The sequence below is a fragment of the Labrys monachus genome (assembly GCF_030814655.1).
Lineage (GTDB): Bacteria > Pseudomonadota > Alphaproteobacteria > Rhizobiales > Labraceae > Labrys > Labrys monacha.
Window position 1 is genome coordinate 87,905 of sequence record NZ_JAUSVK010000001.1, and the last position, 20,541, is coordinate 108,445.

The 20,541-nt window shown below is 67.6% G+C and carries 19 protein-coding genes; 5 read left to right on the top strand and 14 right to left on the bottom strand.

What is annotated here, in order from left to right; translation table 11 throughout:
• Positions 1 to 820: 820 nt before the first annotated feature.
• The 5 genes from J3R73_RS00375 to J3R73_RS00395 form a co-directional block, all read right to left on the bottom strand.
• Entirely contained in the window at positions 821 to 1,111 is a 291-nt protein-coding gene (locus J3R73_RS00375; protein ID WP_307421428.1) for a hypothetical protein, read from the bottom strand.
• 134 nt (positions 1,112 to 1,245) lie between these two features.
• On the bottom strand, positions 1,246 to 1,950 hold the full coding sequence (locus J3R73_RS00380; RefSeq protein ID WP_307421429.1) for a TetR/AcrR family transcriptional regulator: 705 nt from the start codon (positions 1,948 to 1,950) through the stop codon (positions 1,246 to 1,248).
• A gap of 8 nt (positions 1,951 to 1,958) precedes the next feature.
• Positions 1,959 to 3,419, bottom strand: a complete 1,461-nt coding sequence (locus J3R73_RS00385; RefSeq protein ID WP_307421431.1) for an efflux transporter outer membrane subunit — start codon at positions 3,417 to 3,419, stop codon at positions 1,959 to 1,961.
• A 1-nt stretch (position 3,420) separates the two neighbouring features.
• Positions 3,421 to 6,576 carry an efflux RND transporter permease subunit gene (locus J3R73_RS00390; RefSeq protein WP_307421434.1) on the bottom strand — a complete coding sequence of 1,052 codons (3,156 nt, stop codon included), beginning with the start codon at positions 6,574 to 6,576 and terminating at the stop codon, positions 3,421 to 3,423.
• An 8-nt stretch (positions 6,577 to 6,584) separates the two neighbouring features.
• On the bottom strand, positions 6,585 to 7,793 hold the full coding sequence (locus tag J3R73_RS00395) for an efflux RND transporter periplasmic adaptor subunit (RefSeq protein ID WP_307421436.1): 1,209 nt from the start codon (positions 7,791 to 7,793) through the stop codon (positions 6,585 to 6,587).
• A gap of 254 nt (positions 7,794 to 8,047) precedes the next feature.
• Between J3R73_RS00395 and J3R73_RS00400 the strand changes: the two genes are divergently transcribed.
• Together J3R73_RS00400 and J3R73_RS00405 are read left to right on the top strand one after the other, a co-directional pair.
• Complete coding sequence (locus J3R73_RS00400; protein WP_307421438.1) at positions 8,048 to 9,079, top strand: ribose-phosphate diphosphokinase; 1,032 nt, start codon at positions 8,048 to 8,050, stop codon at positions 9,077 to 9,079.
• An 89-nt stretch (positions 9,080 to 9,168) separates the two neighbouring features.
• Positions 9,169 to 9,423: a hypothetical protein gene (locus tag J3R73_RS00405; protein ID WP_307421441.1), complete on the top strand. Its 255-nt coding sequence runs from the start codon at positions 9,169 to 9,171 to the stop codon at positions 9,421 to 9,423.
• A gap of 19 nt (positions 9,424 to 9,442) precedes the next feature.
• Here J3R73_RS00405 and J3R73_RS00410 read toward each other — a convergent pair whose 3' ends face one another.
• The gene (locus tag J3R73_RS00410; protein WP_307421443.1) at positions 9,443 to 10,141 is read right to left on the bottom strand and encodes a transposase; all 699 of its coding nucleotides are present in this window, start codon (positions 10,139 to 10,141) and stop codon (positions 9,443 to 9,445) included.
• Between the two features lie 440 nt (positions 10,142 to 10,581).
• Positions 10,582 to 11,706 (bottom strand): LysR family transcriptional regulator, encoded by a 1,125-nt coding sequence (locus J3R73_RS00415; RefSeq protein ID WP_307421445.1) that lies wholly within the window; start codon positions 11,704 to 11,706, stop codon positions 10,582 to 10,584.
• Here J3R73_RS00415 and J3R73_RS00420 point away from each other — a divergent pair.
• Positions 11,680 to 12,837 carry an epoxide hydrolase family protein gene (locus J3R73_RS00420; protein ID WP_307421447.1) on the top strand — a complete coding sequence of 386 codons (1,158 nt, stop codon included), beginning with the start codon at positions 11,680 to 11,682 and terminating at the stop codon, positions 12,835 to 12,837. The genes J3R73_RS00415 and J3R73_RS00420 overlap by 27 nt on opposite strands.
• 150 nt (positions 12,838 to 12,987) lie before the next feature.
• Here the strand turns inward: J3R73_RS00420 and J3R73_RS00425 are convergent, their stop codons facing one another.
• Together J3R73_RS00425 and J3R73_RS00430 are read right to left on the bottom strand one after the other, a co-directional pair.
• Positions 12,988 to 13,362 (bottom strand): hypothetical protein, encoded by a 375-nt coding sequence (locus J3R73_RS00425; protein WP_307421448.1) that lies wholly within the window; start codon positions 13,360 to 13,362, stop codon positions 12,988 to 12,990.
• A 40-nt stretch (positions 13,363 to 13,402) separates the two neighbouring features.
• Positions 13,403 to 14,461 carry a hypothetical protein gene (locus tag J3R73_RS00430; RefSeq protein ID WP_307421450.1) on the bottom strand — a complete coding sequence of 353 codons (1,059 nt, stop codon included), beginning with the start codon at positions 14,459 to 14,461 and terminating at the stop codon, positions 13,403 to 13,405.
• Positions 14,462 to 14,789: 328 nt separating this feature from the next.
• On the opposite strand from J3R73_RS00430, the gene J3R73_RS00435 reads away from it, so the two are divergent.
• Positions 14,790 to 15,167: a hypothetical protein gene (locus tag J3R73_RS00435; protein ID WP_307421456.1), complete on the top strand. Its 378-nt coding sequence runs from the start codon at positions 14,790 to 14,792 to the stop codon at positions 15,165 to 15,167.
• Positions 15,168 to 15,204: 37 nt separating this feature from the next.
• The gene (locus J3R73_RS00440; RefSeq protein ID WP_307421460.1) at positions 15,205 to 15,696 is read left to right on the top strand and encodes a CDP-archaeol synthase; all 492 of its coding nucleotides are present in this window, start codon (positions 15,205 to 15,207) and stop codon (positions 15,694 to 15,696) included.
• Positions 15,697 to 15,771: 75 nt separating this feature from the next.
• On the opposite strand, the gene J3R73_RS00445 is transcribed toward J3R73_RS00440, so the two are convergent.
• The 5 genes from J3R73_RS00445 to J3R73_RS00465 all read right to left on the bottom strand — a co-directional run bounded on the left by J3R73_RS00445 (position 15,772) and on the right by J3R73_RS00465 (position 20,539).
• Complete coding sequence (locus J3R73_RS00445; RefSeq protein ID WP_307421461.1) at positions 15,772 to 16,338, bottom strand: HPF/RaiA family ribosome-associated protein; 567 nt, start codon at positions 16,336 to 16,338, stop codon at positions 15,772 to 15,774.
• A 419-nt stretch (positions 16,339 to 16,757) separates the two neighbouring features.
• Positions 16,758 to 17,516 (bottom strand): aspartate/glutamate racemase family protein, encoded by a 759-nt coding sequence (locus J3R73_RS00450; RefSeq protein ID WP_307421463.1) that lies wholly within the window; start codon positions 17,514 to 17,516, stop codon positions 16,758 to 16,760.
• 13 nt (positions 17,517 to 17,529) lie between these two features.
• Positions 17,530 to 18,861 carry an amidase gene (locus tag J3R73_RS00455; RefSeq protein WP_307421464.1) on the bottom strand — a complete coding sequence of 444 codons (1,332 nt, stop codon included), beginning with the start codon at positions 18,859 to 18,861 and terminating at the stop codon, positions 17,530 to 17,532.
• Positions 18,862 to 18,872: 11 nt separating this feature from the next.
• Positions 18,873 to 19,730, bottom strand: coding sequence for an ABC transporter permease (locus J3R73_RS00460; RefSeq protein ID WP_307421465.1), 858 nt, complete (start codon positions 19,728 to 19,730; stop codon positions 18,873 to 18,875).
• Positions 19,727 to 20,539 (bottom strand): ABC transporter ATP-binding protein, encoded by an 813-nt coding sequence (locus J3R73_RS00465; RefSeq protein WP_307421466.1) that lies wholly within the window; start codon positions 20,537 to 20,539, stop codon positions 19,727 to 19,729. Before J3R73_RS00465 ends, J3R73_RS00460 begins: the two co-directional genes overlap by 4 nt.
• Positions 20,540 to 20,541: the final 2 nt, after the last annotated feature.

The following is a 20,541-nucleotide window of genomic DNA, read 5'->3' on the forward strand; positions in this document are numbered from 1 at the left end:
ATTCTTCATAAGACCTCCCAAACCAGAATGATATCGGCCGCTTTCTCGGCGAATACTGGCCGAAACTTCTGGACGGCACCCTTGTAAGCGTATGGGTACCTTAAGAAGCTCCCTAGCATGAACATCATTCCATCTCAAAGGCCTGAGACGCGACAAATTATCTTTTTTCCAGCAAAAAATCGGTGCGGCCGAATATCAAGGATAGATGGATAATATAACTCCGACCAAAGGGGACGTTACAAATTTAAATCTTTGGGTTATGAGCCCGATCAATCTGAAGAAATGGAATATATTTCAGAAAAGCAATCTCATATCCAAATTCATCATAAATAAATCTATCATCAATTTAAGAAAATCAGGAGAGGGCCGTGAAAAAAGGAGGTGAATGCCGCCGATAAATTCTTGCCGGAGGGTCCTGCCATCTTTGAACCACATTCGCCGGCCCTGGTATCATTGTAGTGGGAATGCTGCGGGCTTTCGACGGGATGCCGGGCCTTGCCGGGCCGATGCCGGCAGCGCTCTCGGCAGGGACTCTGTCCACCCGGAAACTGCTCCGTTCAGCCTTCAGGGCGATGAACGGCCGAGATCGGCTCCGGCATCCCTGCCCACCGCAAAGGAAGGGTGCCACCCGCCGTCGGGCGCTTGCCGTGCGGACGCTCCGGCGCATGCGGAGCGGGCTTACCCGGCACGGCTTGACCGCCGGGGCATCCTGTTGCGCCTGATGTGCCACGGATGGATCGCAGGCCCGCGCTGGAGAAAAATCGCGATCTCATCGCATCGCAATTTTTCTCCAACCTATTGTTTCGACGTATTTTCCGAGTCAATCGCCTTCGTCGTAGTAGCGGGGGCGCGGCCTGTCATAGCCGTCGCGATAGCGCGGCGGCGGATCGGCATAATTGTTCGGGTTCTGGTAGGGGTGGTGCCGCAAATAATGGCTCAGCTTGCAGCCGCCATGGCTGGTGACCTTGTAGCCGGGCGGGCAGGGGCTGTATTGCACGGGCAGCACGGACGCCGTGCCGGCGACCGGCACAGGCAGGCTCGGCGCTGCCCAGGCCGCCGGCGCGCCGACACAAACCGCAGCCACAAGACCCATCACCATCGATCGCGACATCACAGCCTCCATTTGACCTGCACGCCAGGGTAGCGTCCGCAGCCTCAATGCCTTCCGAGGCGATTGGTTCCGGCACATGATGCCCCTCGGGTCGTTCCGGCCGGACCGGGGAGTTGCACGGCCGGGCGCGCCTTTCAGGCGGCATCCTCGCGCAGCCTGGGCGGTTCGCCGGGCCCGGGGGGAGACGCTTCGGCCGGCGCCCGCGTTCCGGCGAGGAAGATCCGCACGGCGCGGGCGATGCGTTCGCGCGTGACCTCCCGCGACAGGTCGGGATCCAGGCCCAGCAGCAGGAGCCTGGCATGCATATGGCCGACGGTCATGCCCAAGAGGACGCTCGCGGCTTCGTCGTGATCGGCGACGGCGATGCGGCCGGCTCTCGCCTGCCCGGCGATCCAGCGCGAAAGCCCGTCCTGGCCGCTCCTGGCGAGGTGGCTGAAGACGTTCTGGGACCGCTCGGCGTTGCGCATATATTCGGCGAAGATGACGCGCTGGATGGCGATCTGCCGCGGCGAGCGGATGAACATGGCGAGGTCGGTGAGATTGTCGACCAGCTCCGTCTCGGAGGCGTCGGGCTTGTCGTTCAGGTCGGGCACGCCGCCGTGACGAGCGTCGACGAGCTCGGAAAAAAGGGCTTCCTTGGTGCCGAAGAGCTCGTAGACGGTGCGCTTCGACATGCCCGCCAGCCGGGCGATGTCGTCCATGTTCGCCGCGCCGAATCCGGCGGCGAGAAAGACGCTCTCGGCCGCCTGGAGGATCTTCGCGCGCCGCTCCTCCGGCGGCGCGCTGGGCGGCCGGCCGGGCTTGCGCCGCGCTTTCTCCATGGGGGCTGGCTGAGCCATGGCAGCTGCTACCGGGCTCCCGAGGCCATCGCGACGGGGCGCGGCGCGCTGGGTGCCCACCCGCCGCCGAGGACCTTGTACAGGGTCGCTATATTGGTCATGCGGGACGCCTTCAAGGTGATGAGATTCTGCTGGGCCGTATAGAGAGACTGTTGCGATTGCAGCACCGAGAGGTAGCTGTCTATGCCGTCGCGGAACCGGGTCATCGACAGATCATAGTCGCGCTGATAGGCGGCGACCAGGGCCGTCTGCGCCGACATCCGTGCCGCCATCGTGCCATGCACGGCAAGGGCGTCGGCGACTTCCTTGAAGCCGGACTGGATTGCCTTTTCATACTGCGCGATGTCGATGTCCCTGTCGGCCTCGGAACTGCGGAGATTGGCGAGATTCTGGCCTCCGTCGAAGATCGGCAGGTTGAGATTGGGCGAGAACACCCATGCTCCGCTGCCGGCCTTGAACAAACGCGCCAGGGCCTGGCTGGTTCCGGCGTTGCTCGTCAGCGTGATGCTGGGGAAGAAGGCGGCACGGGCGGCGCCGATATTGGCGTTGGCGCCCTTGAGCGTGTGCTCCGCCTCCAGGATGTCGGGCCGGCGCAGCAGCACGTCCGAGGGCAGCCCGACCGGAATCCGACGGGGTTCGCCGATGCTCGCCAGGGAGTTCGGCAGGAGATCGGGAGGAACGCTCGTGCCGAGATAGAGGGTGAGGGCGTTGATGTCCTGGGCGATCTGCGCCGTATAGGACGCGATGTCGCCGCGCGCGGTCTCGACGCTGCTGCGCTGCTGGGCGACGGCGAGGTCCGTCGAGGTGCCCGCATTGACGCTGCGCTGCGTCAGTTCGAGCGAGTCCTGCTGGCTCTTGAGGGTGCTCTGCGACAGGCTCAGATGGTCCTTGTCCGAGGCGAGCGTCGTATAGGCGTTGGCCACCTCCGAGACGAGGGTCAGGTAGCTGGTGCGATGGGCTTCCTCGCTCGCCAGGTAATTCTCCAGTTCCTGCTGCGACAGGCTCTGCAGCCGCCCGAAGAAATCGATCTCGAACGAACTGATGCCGACGCCGATGCTGCCGGAGCGGGTGACGACGTTGCCGGGGCCGGTGGTGCTCGGCTGGCGCTCGAGGGTCGCGCTGCCGGACAGGTTGATGGTGGGCAGGAGCTGGGCGTTCTGGGCCTGGAAGGTCGCCCGGGCCTTGGCGATGTCGAGCGCCGCGACCCTCAGGTCACGGTTGTTCTCCAGGGCGATGGCGATCAGCTTCCTCAGCCTGGCATCGGTGAAGAAGTCCGCCCAGCCGATATCGGCGGCTGCGGCCGGCGGCGTGCGGCCCGGCAGCCTGGCGTAGGAGGGGCCGGTAGGCCAGGCCGCGGCGGACGCCATCGCCGGACGCACATAGTCGGGCGCCAGGGTCTGGCAGCCCGCGAGCGGGACGGCTGCGATCGCAGCGGCCATCGACACGCCGAGGAGAGGTTTGATGGTCATGTCAGTGAGCCTCGGAAGGAGCCGAAAGAGGGGATGGAGAGCCGGCTTCTCCGCCTCGCAGCTTCGGCTTGAAGACCCGGCGGACGAGCACGAAGAACAGGGGCACGAAGAAGACGCCGAGCAGGGTTGCGGCGATCATGCCGCCCATGACGCCGATGCCGATGTCGTTCTGGGCGCCGGAGCCGGCGCCGTTGCTGATCGCCAGCGGCAGGACGCCGAGGATGAAGGCCAGGGACGTCATCAGGATCGGCCGCAGGCGCTGGCGGACGGCGAGGAGCGTCGCCTCGACCAGGTCCATGCCCTTCTCCTGCAGATCCTTGGCGAATTCGACGATGAGGATGGCGTTCTTGGCGGCGAGGCCGATGGTGGTGAGGAGGCCGACCTGGAAATAGACGTCGTTGGAAAGGCCCGCCCAGGTCGCCGCCGCCACTGCGCCGATCATGCCGAGCGGGACCACCAGCATCACCGAGAAGGGGATCGACCAGCTTTCATAGAGGGCCGCCAGGCAAAGGAAGATGACCAGCATCGACAGGCCGTAGAGGAGGAGGGTCTGCGATCCCGCCTGCCGCTCCTGATAGGACAGCCCGGTCCACTCATAGCCGATGCCGGGCGGCAGCTTCGCCGCGATCTGCTCCGCCGCAGCCATGGCCACGCCGCTGGAGATGCCGGGCCGCGGCTGGCCCAGGATCTCGACCGAGGAAATGCCGTTGTAGCGTTCGAGACGCGGCGAGCCATAGGTCCAATGCGCCTGGGAGAAGGACGAGAACGGCACCATCTCCCCGGTCGTATTGCGGACATACCAGCGATAGAGATCCTCGGGCTGCATGCGCGCGGCGGCTTCCGACTGCATGTAGACCTTCTTCACGCGTCCGCGGTCGATGAAGTCGTCGACATAGCTCGAGCCCCATGCCGCCGACAGGGTGTTGTTGATGTCGGAGAAGGTGAGGCCGAGCGCGCCGGCGCGCCCGCGGTCGACGTCGATCTGGAACTGCGGCGCATCCTCCTGGCCGTTCGGCCGCACGGCGACGAGCCGTCCGTCCTGCGCCGCCATGCCGAGGAACTGGTTGCGCGCCGCCATGAGCTTGTCATGGCCGAGGCCGGCGCGGTCCTCGAGCTCTAGATCGAAGCCGGTGGCGTTTCCGAGCTCGATCACGGCGGGCGGCGGGAAGGCGAAGGCCATCGCGTCGCGGATCTGCGAGAAGGCCGCCATCGCCCGGCCGGCGACCGCGCCGACCTTGAGGGCCGGGCTCTTGCGTTCGCTCCAATCCCTGAGCTTCAAGAAGGCGACGCCCATGTTCTGGCCCGAGCCGGCGAAGCTGAAGCCCGCCACGGAGAAGACGGATTCGACGGCGTCCTTCTCGTCCTTGAGGAAGTGGTCCTCGACCTGCTTGAGGACGCCCAGCGTCCGCGCCTGCGTGGCGCCGCTCGGCAGGACGACCTGGGCGAACATCACGCCCTGATCCTCATCGGGAAGAAAGCCGCTGGGCAGGCGCGAGAACAGGAAGACCAGGCCGCCGACGATGAGCAGGTAGACCAGGCCGAAGCGCAGGCCTCGTCTCAGGATGCCGCGCACCATCGACTGATAGCCGCGGGTCGTGCTGTCGAAGCCCCGATTGAACAGGCCGAAGAGGCCGCGCTTCTCGTGGTGCCCCTGTGCGGCGGGTTTCAGCAGCGTGGCGCACAAAGCGGGCGTGAGGATCAGCGCCACCAGCACCGACAGCACCATGGCCGAGACGATGGTGACCGAGAATTGCCGATAGATGATGCCGGTCGAGCCGCCGAAGAAGGCCATGGGCACGAACACGGCCGAGAGGACGAGAGCGACGCCGACCAGCGCTCCCGTGATCTGGTCCATCGACTTGCGGGTGGCCTCCAGCGGCCCGAGCTTGTCCTCGGCCATCACCCGTTCGACGTTCTCGACGACGACGATGGCGTCGTCGACGAGGAGGCCGATCGCCAGCACCATCGCGAACATCGTCAGCGTGTTGATGGAATAGCCGAAAACCGCCAGCACGCCGAAGGTGCCGAGCAGCACCACGGGCACCGCGATGGTGGGGATCAGGGTGGCCCTGAAGCTCTGCAGGAAGACATACATCACCACGAAGACGAGGCCGATCGCCTCGAACAGCGTCTTGATCACCTCCTCGATCGAGATGCTGACGAAGGGCGTGGTGTCGTAGGGATAGACCGTCTTCAGCCCGTGCGGATAGAAGCGTTCGAGCTCGGCCAGCCGGGCCCGCACCGCGGTGGCGGTGTCGAGCGCGTTCGCGCCGGTGGCGAGCTTGATGGCGAAGCCGGCCGCGGGCTTGCCGTTGTAGCGGGCGTCCGTCGTGTAGCTTTCGCCGCCGAGCTCGACGCGGGCGACGTCGCGCAGGCGCACCATCGAGCCGTCGGTGTTGGTCCGCAGGATGACGTCCTCGAACTCCGCGGGCGTCCGCAGGCGGCTCTGCGCCAGGACGGTGGCGTTCAGTTCCTGGCCGTCGACGGCCGGCGTCCCGCCGAGCTGCCCTGCGGATATCTGGGCGTTCTGTGCGGTGAGCGCCGTCGAGACGTCCGACGGCGTCATGGCGTAATTGTTCAGCTTGCTCGGATCGAGCCAGATCCGCATCGCATATTGGGCGCCGAACAGCTGGGTGTCGCCGACGCCCGGCACCCGGCTCAGCGGGTCCTGCAGGTTGCTCGCCACATAGTCGGTGATGTCGTTGTAGCTCATGCTGTCGTCTTCGGAGACGAAGCCGAGCACGAGGAGGAAGCTGGAGGAGGATTTCGCGACTTTGATGCCCTGCTGCTGAACGACCTGCGGCAGCAGGGGGGTGGCGAGCTGCAGCTTGTTCTGCACCTGCACCTGGGCGATGTCCGGATCGGTGCCGTTGGCGAAGGTGATGGTGAGGGTGAGGCTGCCGGTCGAATCGCTGGTCGAGGACATATAGAGCAGGTTGTCGATGCCCTGCATCTTCTGCTCGATGATCTGGGTGACGGTGTCCTGCAGCGTCTGCGCCGATGCGCCCGGATAGGTCGCGCTGATGGCGACCGCGGGCGGCGCGATGCTCGGATATTGGGCGATGGACAGGCTGCGGATGGCGAGCACGCCGCCGAGCATGATGATGATGGCGATGACCCAGGCGAAGACGGGCCGGTCGATGAAGAAGCGAGCCATGGCCTATCTCACTTGTCTGCGGTCATCGTTGCCGACCCGCCGGCTGGCGCCTGCCCGGCGGCGGCGTCGAGCGAAACGGTTTGGACCGCGACGCCGGGGCGGACCTTCTGAAGGCCGTCCATGATCAGGCGGTCGCCGGCTTCCAGACCCTTCGATATCCACCAGCCGGCGCCGACCGAACGGTAGATGCCGAGGGTTCGCGCCTCGACCTTGCCCTCGCCGTTGACGACGAGGGCGGTGGCGTTGCCCTGCTGGTCGCGGGTGACGCCCCGTTGCGGCACCACGATGGCGTTGTCGTCGACGCCTTCCTCCACGAGGGTGCGGACATACATGCCGGGCAGCAGCTCCTCGTGCGGATTGGGGAAGACGGCGCGGAGCGTGACGGCGCCCGTCGTCGTGGAGACCGTCACGTCGGAGAATTCGAGCCGTCCGGGAAGCGGGTACTCGGTGCCGTCGGGCAGGAAGAGGCGGACATTCGCGCCGGCGGTGCTCGGATATTTGAGCGTCCCGTCGGCGAGCTGGCGCTTGAGGCGGAGCAGCTCGGTGCTCGACTGGGAGACGTCGACATAGATGGGGTCGAGCTGCTGCACGGTGGCCAGCGTCGTCGACTGGCTTGCCGTCACCAGCGCGCCGGCGGTGACCGCAGACTTGCCGATGCGGCCGGAAATCGGCGACGTCACCTTGGTGTAGGCGAGATTGATGCGTGCACTTTCGAGCGATGCCCTGGCGGAGGCGACGTCGGCGAAATTCTGCTTCAGCGTGGCGCCGGCATCGTCGGCATCCTGCTGGCTGACCGCCCGCGCCTTGGCGAGGTCGGCGTAGCGCTGGGCCTTCAGCTGCGAGCTGGCGACATTGGCCTGCGCCTTCTCCAGCGCCGCCTCGGCGCTGTCGTAGGAGGCCTGATAGCTGGCCGGATCGATCTGGTAGAGAAGATCGCCGGCCTTCACCTCCGATCCCTCCTTGAAGTCGCGGCGCTGGACGATGCCGCCGACCTGCGGCCGGACCTCCGCCACCAGATAGGCGCTGGTGCGGCCCGGCAGTTCCTCGGTGACGGCGAGCCGCTCGCGCTTGACGGTGACGAAGCCGACCTGCGGCGGGCCCTGCTGCGGCGGCGCACCGGCGGCGCTCTGCTGATCGTTGCAACTGGCGAGCATCGCGACCGCCGCCAGAGCGAGGCCGCAGCGAAGGGGTGAAGCACGGCGCGAAAAGCGCATCATGGTGGCCTTATGGGATCGAGTATCGGAGGAGGAACGGGAAAACCGTCCGGCGCGGGATCGCGTCGCCAAATTTAAAAACTATAAAGTTTTGTAATTGTCAAATGCAATGCTGCGCTGCGGCATGACCGATCGGTCTTGACCGGCGTCAATGCGGCTGCGCCATCGCCGTCCATGCTGGCGGACGGGCCCCGCGCCGGCGCCCGGGGCGCGACCTCATGACGGGGGCGCCGGTGCTGCGGACCTGGAGGAGCGACATGCCGGACAACGAGACCCTCTGGTCCCCGGCCGCCGTGCGGCCCGTCGCGGGCGCCGGCTTCTGCCTGTTCGCCCTCGCCGGGACCGACCACCTCGGCGAGGCGGTGAGCGCCCTGCTCGGGGCGCCGCTCACCGCCCACGAGGAGCGCGATTTCGAGGATGGCGAGCACAAGGCCAGGCCCCTCGGCCCGGTCGCCGGCCGCGACGTCTATGTCCTGCACAGCCTGAACGGCTCGTCCGGCCGGAGCGCCAACGACAAGCTTTGCCGGCTTCTGTTCTTCATCGGGGCCGTGAAGGATGCCGGGGCCGCGCGGGTGACGGCGGTGGTGCCGTATCTGTGCTACGCCCGCAAGGATCGCCGCACCAAGCCGAACGATCCCGTGACGACCCGCTATGTCGGCGCTCTCTTCGAGGCGGTGGGGACCGATGCGGTCGTCACGCTCGAAGTGCACAACGACGCGGCGTTCGAGAACGCCTTTCGCTGCCGCACGGTGGCGCTGAGCGCCGCGCCGCTCTTGATCGAGAGGATCCGGGCCGTGGTGGGAACGGAGCCCTTGTGCGTGGTCTCGCCGGACCTCGGCGGCGGCAAGCGGGCCGAGCTCCTGCGCGAGGCCCTCGAGCGGCAGACCGGACAGCGGATCGGCAGGGCCTTCGCCGAGAAGCATCGCAGCGCCGGCACGGTCAGCGGCGACCTCTTCGTCGGCGAGGTCGAAGGCAGGACGTGCATCATCGTGGACGACCTCGTCAGCACGGGCGGCACGCTGCTGCGGGCGGCGACGGCGGCACGGAAGGCGGGGGCCCGCCGGGTGATCGCCTGCGCCGCCCACGGCCTGTTTTCGGCCGGCGCCGAGCAGGTCCTCGCCGACCCGGCGATCGAGCGCTTCATCGTGACGGACACGGCGGCGCCTTTTCGCCTGCCGGACGGGATCTGCCGGGACAAGCTCGACATCGTCCCCGCCGCGCCGCTGCTGGCCGAGGCGATCCGCCGGCTGCACGAGAACGAGCCCTTCGCGGATCTCCTGGCCTCTTGATTCCGTCCGTCGCCCCGCTTGCGGCTTGACGACGATCAAGGCGGCAGGCGGCGCCGCGCGTCAAAGTGCGGGAGACTGTCCGGAGGCGCATGATGACCACGCTCGCGACCCTTTCTCCGCCCCTGAAACGCCTCTTCGACCGCATCGACGCCACGCCGGTCGATTCCGCCCTGGGTGCGGCGCTCGAACTCTGGCTCGTCCGGCGCGACGGCCTGCTTTTTCCCGCCCTGGCCGATTCCGACTTCGCGGCGCGGGAAGGCGGCACGGCCGGCCTGTTCGCCTGCCGGAGGGCGTCGTGGCAGGCTGTGCAAGAACTCAGTCCGGCAGTGTCCGAGCTCGGCTGACGCGACGCGAAGCCCCTGCTCAGCTTGGAATGATCGCTGTAGAGCCAAAGGCGTTCACCGCATGGAGGATATTGAAGGCAAGGATCGAGAGCGCCGCTTCGGCTTTCACCGCCCTAAGCCCCCTGGTGAGGAACCTTCCACCACCCGACATGCGCTTGATCGTCCCGAAGGGGTGCTCAACGGTACATCGGCGGATCGGCATCAAGCTGGGGTCGGCGTAAATTCTCGCCTCCATTCGGTCCAGAGCGCCTTGATCAACCAGTCCATGAATCGTGCGCTGGGCGCCGGGCGTGCATCGCGGCTTCAACCTGCAACTCGGGCAGGCCGAAGTGCGATATCGGATCGCCCGGTTCCGGGTGTGTAGACCAGACGGTCGAAGGGCCTTTCCGGCCGGGCAGCGGATGGTGTCGCAGGCGTTGTCGTAGACGAACTGGGCCGGAAGTGATCGGAGTTCATGGCGCCGCGCTTGATCGGGCTGCCACCTGATCCCCTCTCGCTCGCAACGCGCGATTTCCGCGGCATTGGAGTACCCACCGCCCGTCAGTACCTGGATCTGGTCGACCTCCAGCACCTTCTTCGCCGCCACGGACACGGGGTGCAGCATGGGACTGTCGTTGGCGTCGTTGGAGACGTCGTGATGGACAATCAGCCCGCTGTCGACGTCCACCACGCTCTGGAGATTATACGATGGCATCTTGGGCGCACGGCCATAGCCCATCGGCTTGCCTCCGGCTCACCGAGGACGAGCGCCTTTTCGTCGCGACGCTCCAACTCCTGCTGCCTTCGGACGAGCCGATCCTTCCGGCGCTGGAGCGAAGCTATGGCGGCCGCAAAATTCTCACGGTGCAATGGCTGATTCTCGAAGCCCTGGGCCCCGGTCTCGTCAATGATGTCGAGTCGGTCGAGGTAGTACGCGATCTCCTTTTCGGTGTGCGCGATGTCTCGGACGAGACGTTCGGCGCCGGCGATGTTCTTTGGGCTCGCGACCGCTCGCATCTTGGTTCCGTCCACCGCCACGACGCGCCCGCCGACGAGCCCTTGTTTCCGGCAGACGAAGGCCGCGCTGGCGGCGATGATCGCCTCCGGATTGTCGTGCCGAAACGCGGCAATGGTGCGGTAGTCCGGCGCCAGCCGGCGCTCCCGGGTCTTTTCCAGACGTCAGTGACCTTCCGCCAAATTAGCGGTGACTCGCATGTGTTCGGCAAGCGCATCGATGAATACCCGCACCTTGGCCGAGAGGCTGCGGTGGCTGGGATAGAGCGCATGGACCTCGATCGAGGCGGCGATCACATCCGGCAATACACGAACGAGATGCCCGCTCGCGACGGCCGGGCGGACGAGATAATCAGGTAAGTGACCGATCCCCGCTCCGCCCTCCACCACGATCTTTTGTGCGCTTGCGTCCGGTATGATGACCCGCGGCTCTACATCGATCGCGCCGGCGTCGGCAAAGCGCCAATCGGTGCGATCCTGGCGATCGACCAGGCTGTGAGCAGCCAGTTCCGCCACGGTCCTCGGCGTCCCATGCGCCGCCAGGTACTCCGGACTGGCGCAGAGCCACAAGTCCACCGAAGGCAGCCGGCGAGCGATCAGCGCGGAGTCCGCCATCGGGCCGATCCGGATCGCCAAGTCTGTGTCCTTCGCTGCCAGGTCGATGCGGCGATCGTCAGCGTCCAGCGCCACCTGCACCTGACTGTAGCGCGCCAAAAAGTCAGGCAGCATCGGGGCGATCACGCCCATGCCGAAGGCATGGGTCGCGTTCACGCGCAGACGCCCGCGCGGCGCGCCCGCCAGTCCCTCCAGGGCTGTTTCCGCCTCAGCGATGTCATCCAGAATGCGCACGGCGTGAGTGTGAAGCAGAACCCCTGCGTCGGTGAGCCGAACATGCCGTGTGGACCGTTCGACCAAGGCGGATCCGGCGGCGGCTTCCATGCGTGCCAACGCCCGGCTTACCGATGATTTGGGAAGGCCGAGCGCCCGCGCGGTCGCTGATATGCCCTTCAGCTCCGCAATTCGGGCGAACACGCGAACATCGTCAAAGTTCATTGCCTCGTTCCTCAGGTGGAACGCTGAGTGCCACTCTGCACGTCTAATCCTTTTTTCCGGAACAAGATACATCGGAGCGGTGAAAGGATCCCCATGCCGCCAGCCTCTGACTCCACGCCCAAACCCGGCGAACTGGATCGCCGCGCGTTCCTTGCGCTTGCCGCCGTCCTCGCGATGCCCGCCGCCTCCCCAGCCTTTGGAGAAACGACCATGACCGCAACGATCAAGCCCTTCCATCTGGCTATTCCAGACAGCGTGCTCGTGGATTTGCGTGAGCGCTTGTCCAAAACCCGATGGCCGGATCGCGAAACGGTCGCCGACACCAGCCAGGGGCCTCAGCTGGCGAAAGTACAAGCGCTCTGCGAGCATTGGCGCACCCGCTACGATTGGCGGGCCTGCGAGGCTCTGCTGAACAGCCTTGGCCAACACATGGCGACGATTGACGGCCAGGAGCTCTATTTCCTCCACGTCCGCTCGCCTGAGCCCGACGCCCTGCCGCTCTTAATGATGCACGGCTGGCCGGGCTCGGTGCTTGAGTTCCGCAAGGTGATCGGTCCCTTGACCGATCCGGCCGCGCACGGCGGCGCCCCCCGCCGCGCCTTCCACATCGTTGCGCCCGCGATGCCCGGCTTCGGGTTCTCGGGCAAGCCGGCCTCGACCGGTTGCGGCCTGCCCCAGATCGCCGACCTCTACATCAAACTGATGGCGCAACTCGGCTACCTCCGCTGGGGCATGCAAGGCGGCGACCTGGGCGCCGGCGTCGCTGACGCCATTGCGCGCAAGACGCCTGCGGGCCTGGTTGGGACCCACCTCAATTTCGCCATGGTCATGCCGACGCCTGAGGAAATGGCGGAAGCATCGCCTGAGGAAAAGGCGATGCTCGGCGACGCCAAGCACTTCTGGGACGATCTTTCCGGTTACGCCAAGGAACAATCCACGCGTCCGCAGACGATCGGCTATTCGCTGGCGGATTCGCCGTCCGGGCTGGCGGCCTGGATCTACGCTATGTTCCAGGACACCGGCGGCACGCGCGGGAACGCTGAGGGGTCTTTCTCTCTCGACGAGATTCTTGACGACATCATGCTTTATTGGCTTCCCAACACTGGCGCGTCCGCCGCCCGGCTCTACTGGGAGCTCTCCAAGGCTGGCGGACCGGCAGGCGGACAGCCCAAAGGTCCGATCGCCGTGCCAACAGGCTTCACAATGCTGAAGGGCGAGCACGTCCGCATCTCGAAGCGATGGGCCGAAAAACGCTATTCCGACGTGATTTACTTCAACGGCGAGAATGACGGCGGCCACTTCGCAGCGCTTGAGCGGCCTGAGGTGCTTGTGGACGACATCCGCGCCACCTTTGCCCGCCTGAGCTAGGAGGCGCTGATCCCATGAGCGTGCAATCAGCCGATCCGACGGCGGCCTATGTCCGGTGCCGGGCGGCGGAAGGTTCCTGACCAGGGGGACTGAGGGCGGTGAAGGCGGAAGCGGCGCTCTCGATCCTCGCCTTCAACATCCTCCTCGCCGTCAACGCCTTCGGAACGAAGGCAATAGCCCCGAGCTGAGGCGCGACCGCGCCCGTCGCAAGCCGACCGCTCGCAGCGACAGTTTTGGCACAGCCTGGGGGAAGCCCGCGGCTGGCGCCTGCTGTTCGGCGAGAACGCCCGGCCGTGGCTCGTTCTGCCTTGGGGCGAGGACCGGCTCGACCGCCTCGCGCCGAAGGAGCACGCCGTGCGGCTGCGGCGCCTGCTCGAACAGGCCGCCGGCTCGGGCGAGCCGGTGATCGGGACATATCGGCCGCATCGCGCCGCCGGCCCGATGGCGTGCGACCTGCTGGCGGCGCTGCTCGCCGACGATCACCGCCACATCGATGCGATGTTCTGCGCCCTTGCCGCGCGCCATCCGGCACCGGACCGGGCGGCTGACGTTCGAGGCTTGCCTTTCAGCGGGCGCTGCGCATTTCGCGCAGGCCGATGGCAAGATAGTCGGCAGACCTCGCCGGCCATTTGCCGGGCTCGCGGACGACCGGGTCGAGAAGGTGGCGGATGGAGATGCGGGCGCGCACCAGGGCGCGGAAGCCCTTGTAGAAGGCGACGAGGCGGGCCGGGGCGATGTCGCCGGTGGCGCGCCGGTAGGACTGGAACAATATCCTCTCGATCTGCGGCGCGCCGAGGCGCGCGCATTCCATCGACAGGAAGGCAATCTCGTCGACGGGATCGAGGAGACGCAGCCCGCGGCTGAATTCCAGGCAGTCGATGATGCAGGGTTCGGGCCCGAGGCAGACATGCTCGGGCCGCAGGTCGCCATGGCCCTCGACGAAACGCCCTTCCAGGAAGCGCCGCCGGAAAAGGGCCTCGTTCGCGGCGATGAAGGCCCGCAATCGCAGGGCCAGGCGTTGCGCCGCATGGAGGAGCATCGGGTTGCCGGCATTGTCGAAATCGTCGAGAGCGGTGTCGATTTCCCGGCCGAGCAGGTCCCTTGCATGGCGGGCCGGCACGCGGACGGGCGGCGCTTTGCGGAAGAAGCCGGCGAGCCTGCCGCCAAGGCCGCGGATCTCCCCCTCGGTCCAGCGCCCTTCCAGCAGGCATCGCTCCAGCATGCGCCGGGCGGGAAGCCGCGTCATCTCCACGATCCAGTCGACGACGGGGCCGGCACCGCCGAGGGCGAGGCGGCCGGCGGTGTCGAGCGTGAGCGGAACGACGGCGCGGTAGACCTCCGGCGCGAGCCGCCGGTTCAGGCGCAGCTCCGTCTCGCAATTGCGCCGCCGCAGCTCTATCGTCGTGAAGTCGAAGAATGGCCCCTTGACGCGCTTCTTCAGCTTGTAGACCCGCTCCGGCATCATGAAGAGCCAGGAATAATGCGTCTCCAGCACCTCGACCGTCCGGGGCCTGCCGGCATAGCTGTCCCGGTTCGAGAGGAACGCCACGATCGCGCCGGCCTCGACGCCCGGCATCGGGCCGGGCGGCGACCTGCAAGAGGTGATCCGAGCGGTGAGAGTCATGGCCGGCGATCGACATCGGCGGGATGCGCGATTGCCGCGTCCCTTCGGGAGCGCCGATTGAGCGTCGGCGCGAGGCTGGCCGCATTGCTGCAGATCAAGACGGGCTGCCGCCATGCACGATCCCGCCATGGCTGGCTGGCCGGCGGCGCTGCGGAGGGGGCGCGCGAGGCCGGAACCGTTGATGCATATCAAACCGGGCAGGCGGCTGAATGCTACCCTTTTTGCGTTCATCGCGGCGCGCGGCTGAACCGCGGCGTAGAGCGTCGCTCGTCTCAAGGCAGGATCGATCATGCCCTCATCGCGTACACAGGAAGTCCACACTCGCACGATGGCAGCCCGCAAGCTGCACCGTCCGGTGAAGTCGAAATTGGAAGCGGCGATCGAACGCGCCCACCAGGCCGGACTGCGCGTCAACAATCTCTTCGAAACGGCGGAAGGCTGGCGGGCGAGCCTCACGGACGGCTTCCGGTTTTTTCCGTTCGGGGACGGCGGGACTGCACGCGAGGCGGTGGCAGCGTCCCTCGCGATCGCACTGCGCCTCGGCCATCGGCATGTGCGGCGGGTGGCGCCGGTTCAGGCCGGTGAGGAGCGTGCGGAGTCCGCCCCGGCCGAGGAGGGCGGCGAGCATCCGGCCGAGCCGTCGTCTTCGTCCACCGGCGAACAGGCGCAGGCCCGGCCGGCCCTGACCCTGGCGCACACACGATGATCCCGATGATCCGCCGTCCGCCCGCGAAGACACCGCCGTGAACGACTGGTTCCTGCTGCTTCGCCTGCTCGTGCTGCTCGGAGTCGCAAACAGCATGCCGATGTTCGCCAAGACGCTGTTCGGCGATCGCTGCGCCGCGCCGCTCGACGGAGGGGTGATCCTCTCCGACGGCCGGCCTTTGTTCGGGTCCTCGAAGACCTTTCGTGGCCTCCTCGTGTCGCTCGCATGCACCACGCTGGCATCGGCGGTCCTCGGCTTGGGCTGGGCCAACGGCGCCATCATCGCGGCGGGGGCGATGGCGGGCGATCTCGCCGCGAGCTTCATCAAGCGGCGACATGGTGTGAAGGTGCATGGCCAGGCCTTCGGCCTCGACCAGATTCCCGAGGCTCTGGTGCCGCTCCTGCTGGTCGGCTTGCGGCTCGGCCTCTGCTGGACCTCCGTCGCGCTGCTGCTCGCCCTCTTCGTGGTGCTGGAGGTCCTGCTGTCCCGCCTGCTGTTCAGGCTCGGCCTGCGCGAGCAGCCCTTCTGATCGGCGGGCCGGACGGGCAACGCTCCCGCCACCCGCCCGAAAAAGGGCGCAAGGTGGGGGCGGTGCTCTGCATCCCTATTCGAGGTGATGCTTGCCGATCAGGCGCACCGTGCTCGCCTGGGCGCCCTTCTCGCCTTGCTCTTCGACGAAACGGACCTCCGAGCCGACGGCCATGCGGTCGAAAGCGCCGTCGAGAACCGCATTGCGATGGAAATAGATCTCCTGGCCGTCGGCCGTCTCGATGAAGCCGCAATCCTCGCCGGCGAGGAATTTCGTCACGCGGCCATGGCTTTCCACCGCATGGGTCTTCACCTCGCCCTGCAGGTCGCGCACGGCGTCCTCGACCTGGCGCCGCGCGGTGCCGAACGCGTCTCTGAGTGCAACCAGGGCATGTTCGTGTTCCGGGGCCGCCTCGCGGGCGGTGTGGACGACGATGTCCTTGCGGCCCGGCATGGCGATGCGCAAGTTGACCTCGAAGGTGTCGCCATGGCGATGGCGCGTCTGCGGGCCGCTGATCACCACGCTGCAGCTCGTCATCCGGTCGTCGAATTTTTCCAGATGCTTCAGCTGCCGGTCGAGTTCGGCCCTGACGGCATCCGAACTCTCGCAATGCCTGAAGGTGATGTCGATGGGAACCTGCATGGCGAACCTCCAGCGTTCGAGCCGGCCTCGCGCGCGTCGTTCGGTCGGGCGAGCGAAACGGGCGATGTCTCTACCGAACATTTGTCGTCCGTTCCGGGGCGGAACGGCTTGCGCCAGATCAAGTCTCCCGGCCGGTTCCCGCCGATCATGCGCGGGCTTGATCCAGGTCAATGCGGCCATGTCCGACCTGCGGCAAGCATAAGTCGCGTCACGCCGAGGCAGATTGGCGACGTACGGCGGTGAAACGTTCTCCGGGACGCGGATGCGCCCATGCCACGAACCAGTCGTCCGTTGACGTGTGATGACAGGCCCGCAGATTCCTACCGAGCGCCCCGGGAGAAATCCAAGGGTGGAAGGCAAGGGGCTGCGGGCTTTGTCGTCGTCGTCGGCGCGCCATCCGGCCGGCGCTCGAACGCTGCTTACGGGCGCGGGCCGTCGCGATGCTCGATGCGGGCGGCGAGGCGCCGTTCGATCCCCGAGGTGGGCTTGGCCGGCGGCCTGCGGAAGGAGCCGGCGACGGCCTTGCGCGGGCCGAGCGCGACGAGAGCCTCCGCCTGCTTCACGGCGGCGGCCACGGGATCGATGATCGGCACGGGAATGCGGTGGCGCTCGCGGCGCGCCAGGCCGGCGAGCGGTGCGCCGCCGAAGACGAGGCAGTCGGCCTCGCTGTCGCGCACGACCCGCACGGCCAGCTCGACCAGCACCTCGCTCGTCCCCTGCGGATCACCGGCGACATCGGCGAAGGAGAGTTCGAGCGCGAAGACGCCGGCGCAGCGCGAGGTCATGCCGTTGAGGGCGACGCAGTCGCGATACCAGCCGACCAGGCTGGAGGAGAAGGTGACGATGGCGAAGCGCTGTCCGAGCATGCAGGCCGTGAGCATCGCCGCCTCCGACACGCCGACGACCGGAAAGTCGAAAAGCTCCCTGGCGGCGAGCAGGCCGGGATCGCCGAAGGCGGCGATGATCGCCGCGTCGATCTCGTCGGCGTGGCCGGCCAGCATTTCGAGCGCGATGGCGCCCCCGATCTGCGCTTCCGCCCGGGTCGAGATATAGGGCATGCCGCGGCCGGCGGTGACCGGCAGGAGCTCGGTGCCCGGCGCCGCGACGGCGCGGCCGGCCTCCGCCATCAGGTCGGTCACCGTTCCCGTCGTGTTGGGATTGAGCAGCAGGATGTGCAAATGCGTCTCCGGACTAGAGGAAAGGGGATGGCTGCCGCTCGAGCCAGGCGGCGGCGCGCAAAAGCCGGCGATCCTCGCCGGGATGGCCGACCAGTTGCACGCCGAGCGGCAGGGCGCCGGCCCCGCGCAGCAGCGGCAGGGTCAGCGCGGGGGCGCCGAGCAGCGTCCAGGTGGTCGCCATGATCGGATTGCCGGTGCCGTCCTCGCGCGGCGGCGCGACGCCGAGCGCGGCGGGGGTGACGACGGCGTCATAGCCGGCGAAGAGCTGCGCGAAGGCGGTGCGCAGCGCTTCGCGGGCACTGAGGGCCGCGACGAAATCCACGGCGGAGAGCGCGCGTCCGGCCTCGACGATGCCGGTGACGACGGAGCTGAGCTGGTCCCTCGCCCGGTCGTAGTCGGGCCCGAAGGCTTCGGCGATGCCCGCGTTCATCAGCACCTTGTGGATTGCCGCCGCCGAGGCGAAGGCGGGCGGCGGCTCCATTGTCTCGGCCGTGCCGCCGAGGCCGGCGACGAAATCGTCGAGCGCCTCGCGGGCGGAGGCGTCGGCCTGCTCCCAATAGGGGCCGCGCACGAAGGCGAGGCGCGGCGCCGGCAGCGGGCCGGCGAGGGCCGCGGGGAAGGAGAAGCCGGGGTCGCGGCTCGCCTCGTCGGCCGGATCGGCGCCGGCGAGCGCCTCGGCCAGCAGGGCGGCGCCGGCGAGGTCGCGCGCCATCAGCCCGGGCTGGTCGAGGATGAAGCATTGCTTGAGCACGCCGGTGCGCGGCAGCAGGCCGAGGCTCGGCTTGTAGCCGACGATGCCGCAGAAGGAGGCCGGCCGGATGGTCGAGCCGTTGGTCTGGGTGGCGAGGGCCAGCGGCACCATGCCGGCGGCGACCGCGGCGGCCGAGCCGCTCGACGAGCCGCCCGGCGTCCTGGCGAGGTCGTGCGGATTGCGCGTCGGCCCGGGCGTGTAGACCGCGAGCTCCGAGGTCACGGTCTTGCCGAGCACGAGGGCGCCGGCCGCCCTGAGCCGCGCGACCAAAGTGGCGTCGGCCGCCGGCCGCCGGCCGCGATGCACCGGCGTGCCGTTCTCCGTCGGCATGTCGAAGGTGTCGATGATGTCCTTCACGCCGACCGGCAGCCCGTGCAGCGGCCCGAGCGGCCGGCCGAGCGCGCGTTGCACATCGAGGGCGCGGGCATCGGCCATCGCCTTGTCGGCATCGAGGAAGGTCCAGGCGGCGATGTCGGGCTCGCGCGCGGCGATGCGGTCGAGGCAGGCCGATGCGAGATCGGCGGCGCTGACTGCGCCGCTGCGCAGGGCAGCGGCAAGGTCCGGCGCGGAGCGGTCGAGCAGGGGATGTGGCACGTTTGCGCTCCTCATCGGCGCTGCGAGGGCGGCGCCCATTCGAGCATGCGCTCGGTGATGCGGCTCACCAGCCAGTAGCTGAGCGAGGTGTAGAGAATGAAGAGCAGCGCCACGAGGAACATGCGGTCGAGAAAGGCGAATTGCTGGGCGTAGACGATGATGTAGCCGAGCCCCGACTGCGCGCCGAGATATTCGGCGCCGAGCACGGCGCCCCAGCCGGCGCCGAGGCTCAGCAGCACCGTCGAGCGCATTTCCGGCAGGATCGCCGGCAGGATGACGGTGCGATAGAGCCTCGCCTGGGAGGCGCCCAGCGTGCGGGCATTGTCGATATAGATCTGCGGCACGTTGCGGACGGCGTTCACGGTGCCGGCGAACACGATGACGCCGATGCCGTAGGCGACGAACAGGATCTCGCCGATGAACTCGGTGCCGAACCAGAGCTGGAACAACGGCACCATGGCGAGCAGCGGCAGGGTGCGCAGGAACTGCACGGGCAGATCGACCAGCCGCCGCGTCCAGCGCGACCACGATATGGCGAGGCCGAGGGCGAGGCCCAGGACGCCGCCGGCGAACAATCCGCAGGCGAGGCGGGTGAGGGTGTAGAGCGAATGGCTGAGGAGGGACAGCGCCGCCGCCTCGTAGCTGCGCGGAGCGCCCTCCGATACGGCGGGCACGCCGAGGCCGCCCTGCCAGTAATCGGCCATGAACAGGAAGGTCCGGCTGAACAGCACCTGCCAGCCGGCCACCATCGGCTCGCCCGGGGCGGCCTCGACGGGATAGGCGATCGAGAGGAGCTGCCAGATCGCCACGATGGCGAGGAAGACGGCCACGGAGATCCAGCGGTCGCGCGCGGCGGAGGATGCGTTCATGCCGCCGCCCCCCTGTCGCGCGCCGCCGTGCGGTCGAGGCCGAGATGGCGCAGCAGCTTGTGCTTGATGGCGACCATGTCGGGCAGGAGCAGGCTGTCGGTGGTGCGGGGGCGGTCCTGGGTCACCGCGATGTCGTCGACCTGGCGGCCGGAATGGAAGACCATGATGCGGTCGGCCAGCGCCAGCGCCTCGTCGACGTCATGGGTGACGAAGAGCACGGTCCGGCGCGTGCCCGCGCCGTCGGCGTTCCACAGGTCGAGCAGCACGTCCTGCAATTGGTGGCGGGTGACGTAGTCGAGCGCGCCGAACGGCTCGTCCAGCATCAGGACGCGCCCGCCATTGGCGAACACCGTGGCGATCGCCACCCGCTTCAGCATGCCGCCGGACAATTCGCGCGGCCATGCCTGTTCGACATGGGAGAGGCCGACATGCCTGAGATAGAGGCTGGCGATCTCGCGCCGCTCCCGGGCGCCGAGGCCGCGGCATTTCAGGCCGTATTCGACATTGTCGATGACGCGCATCCAGGGGAAGACGCTGTCCTTCTGGAACACCACGCCGCGGTCGGGGCCCGGACCGGCGATCTGCCGGCCGGCGACGACGATGTCGCCGTCGCTGGGGTCGAGGAGCCCCGCCAGCATCTGCAGCAGGGTCGACTTGCCGCAGCCGGAGGGACCGACGAGGCAGACGAACTCGCCCTCGGGAATGACGAAGGACACGTCGCTGACGGCGCTCACCTCCTGCCCGTCGGCGCGGCGGAAGCGGCGGTTGACATGGACGAGTTCGATCATGCGGCGCTGCGGTTCGGCCATGG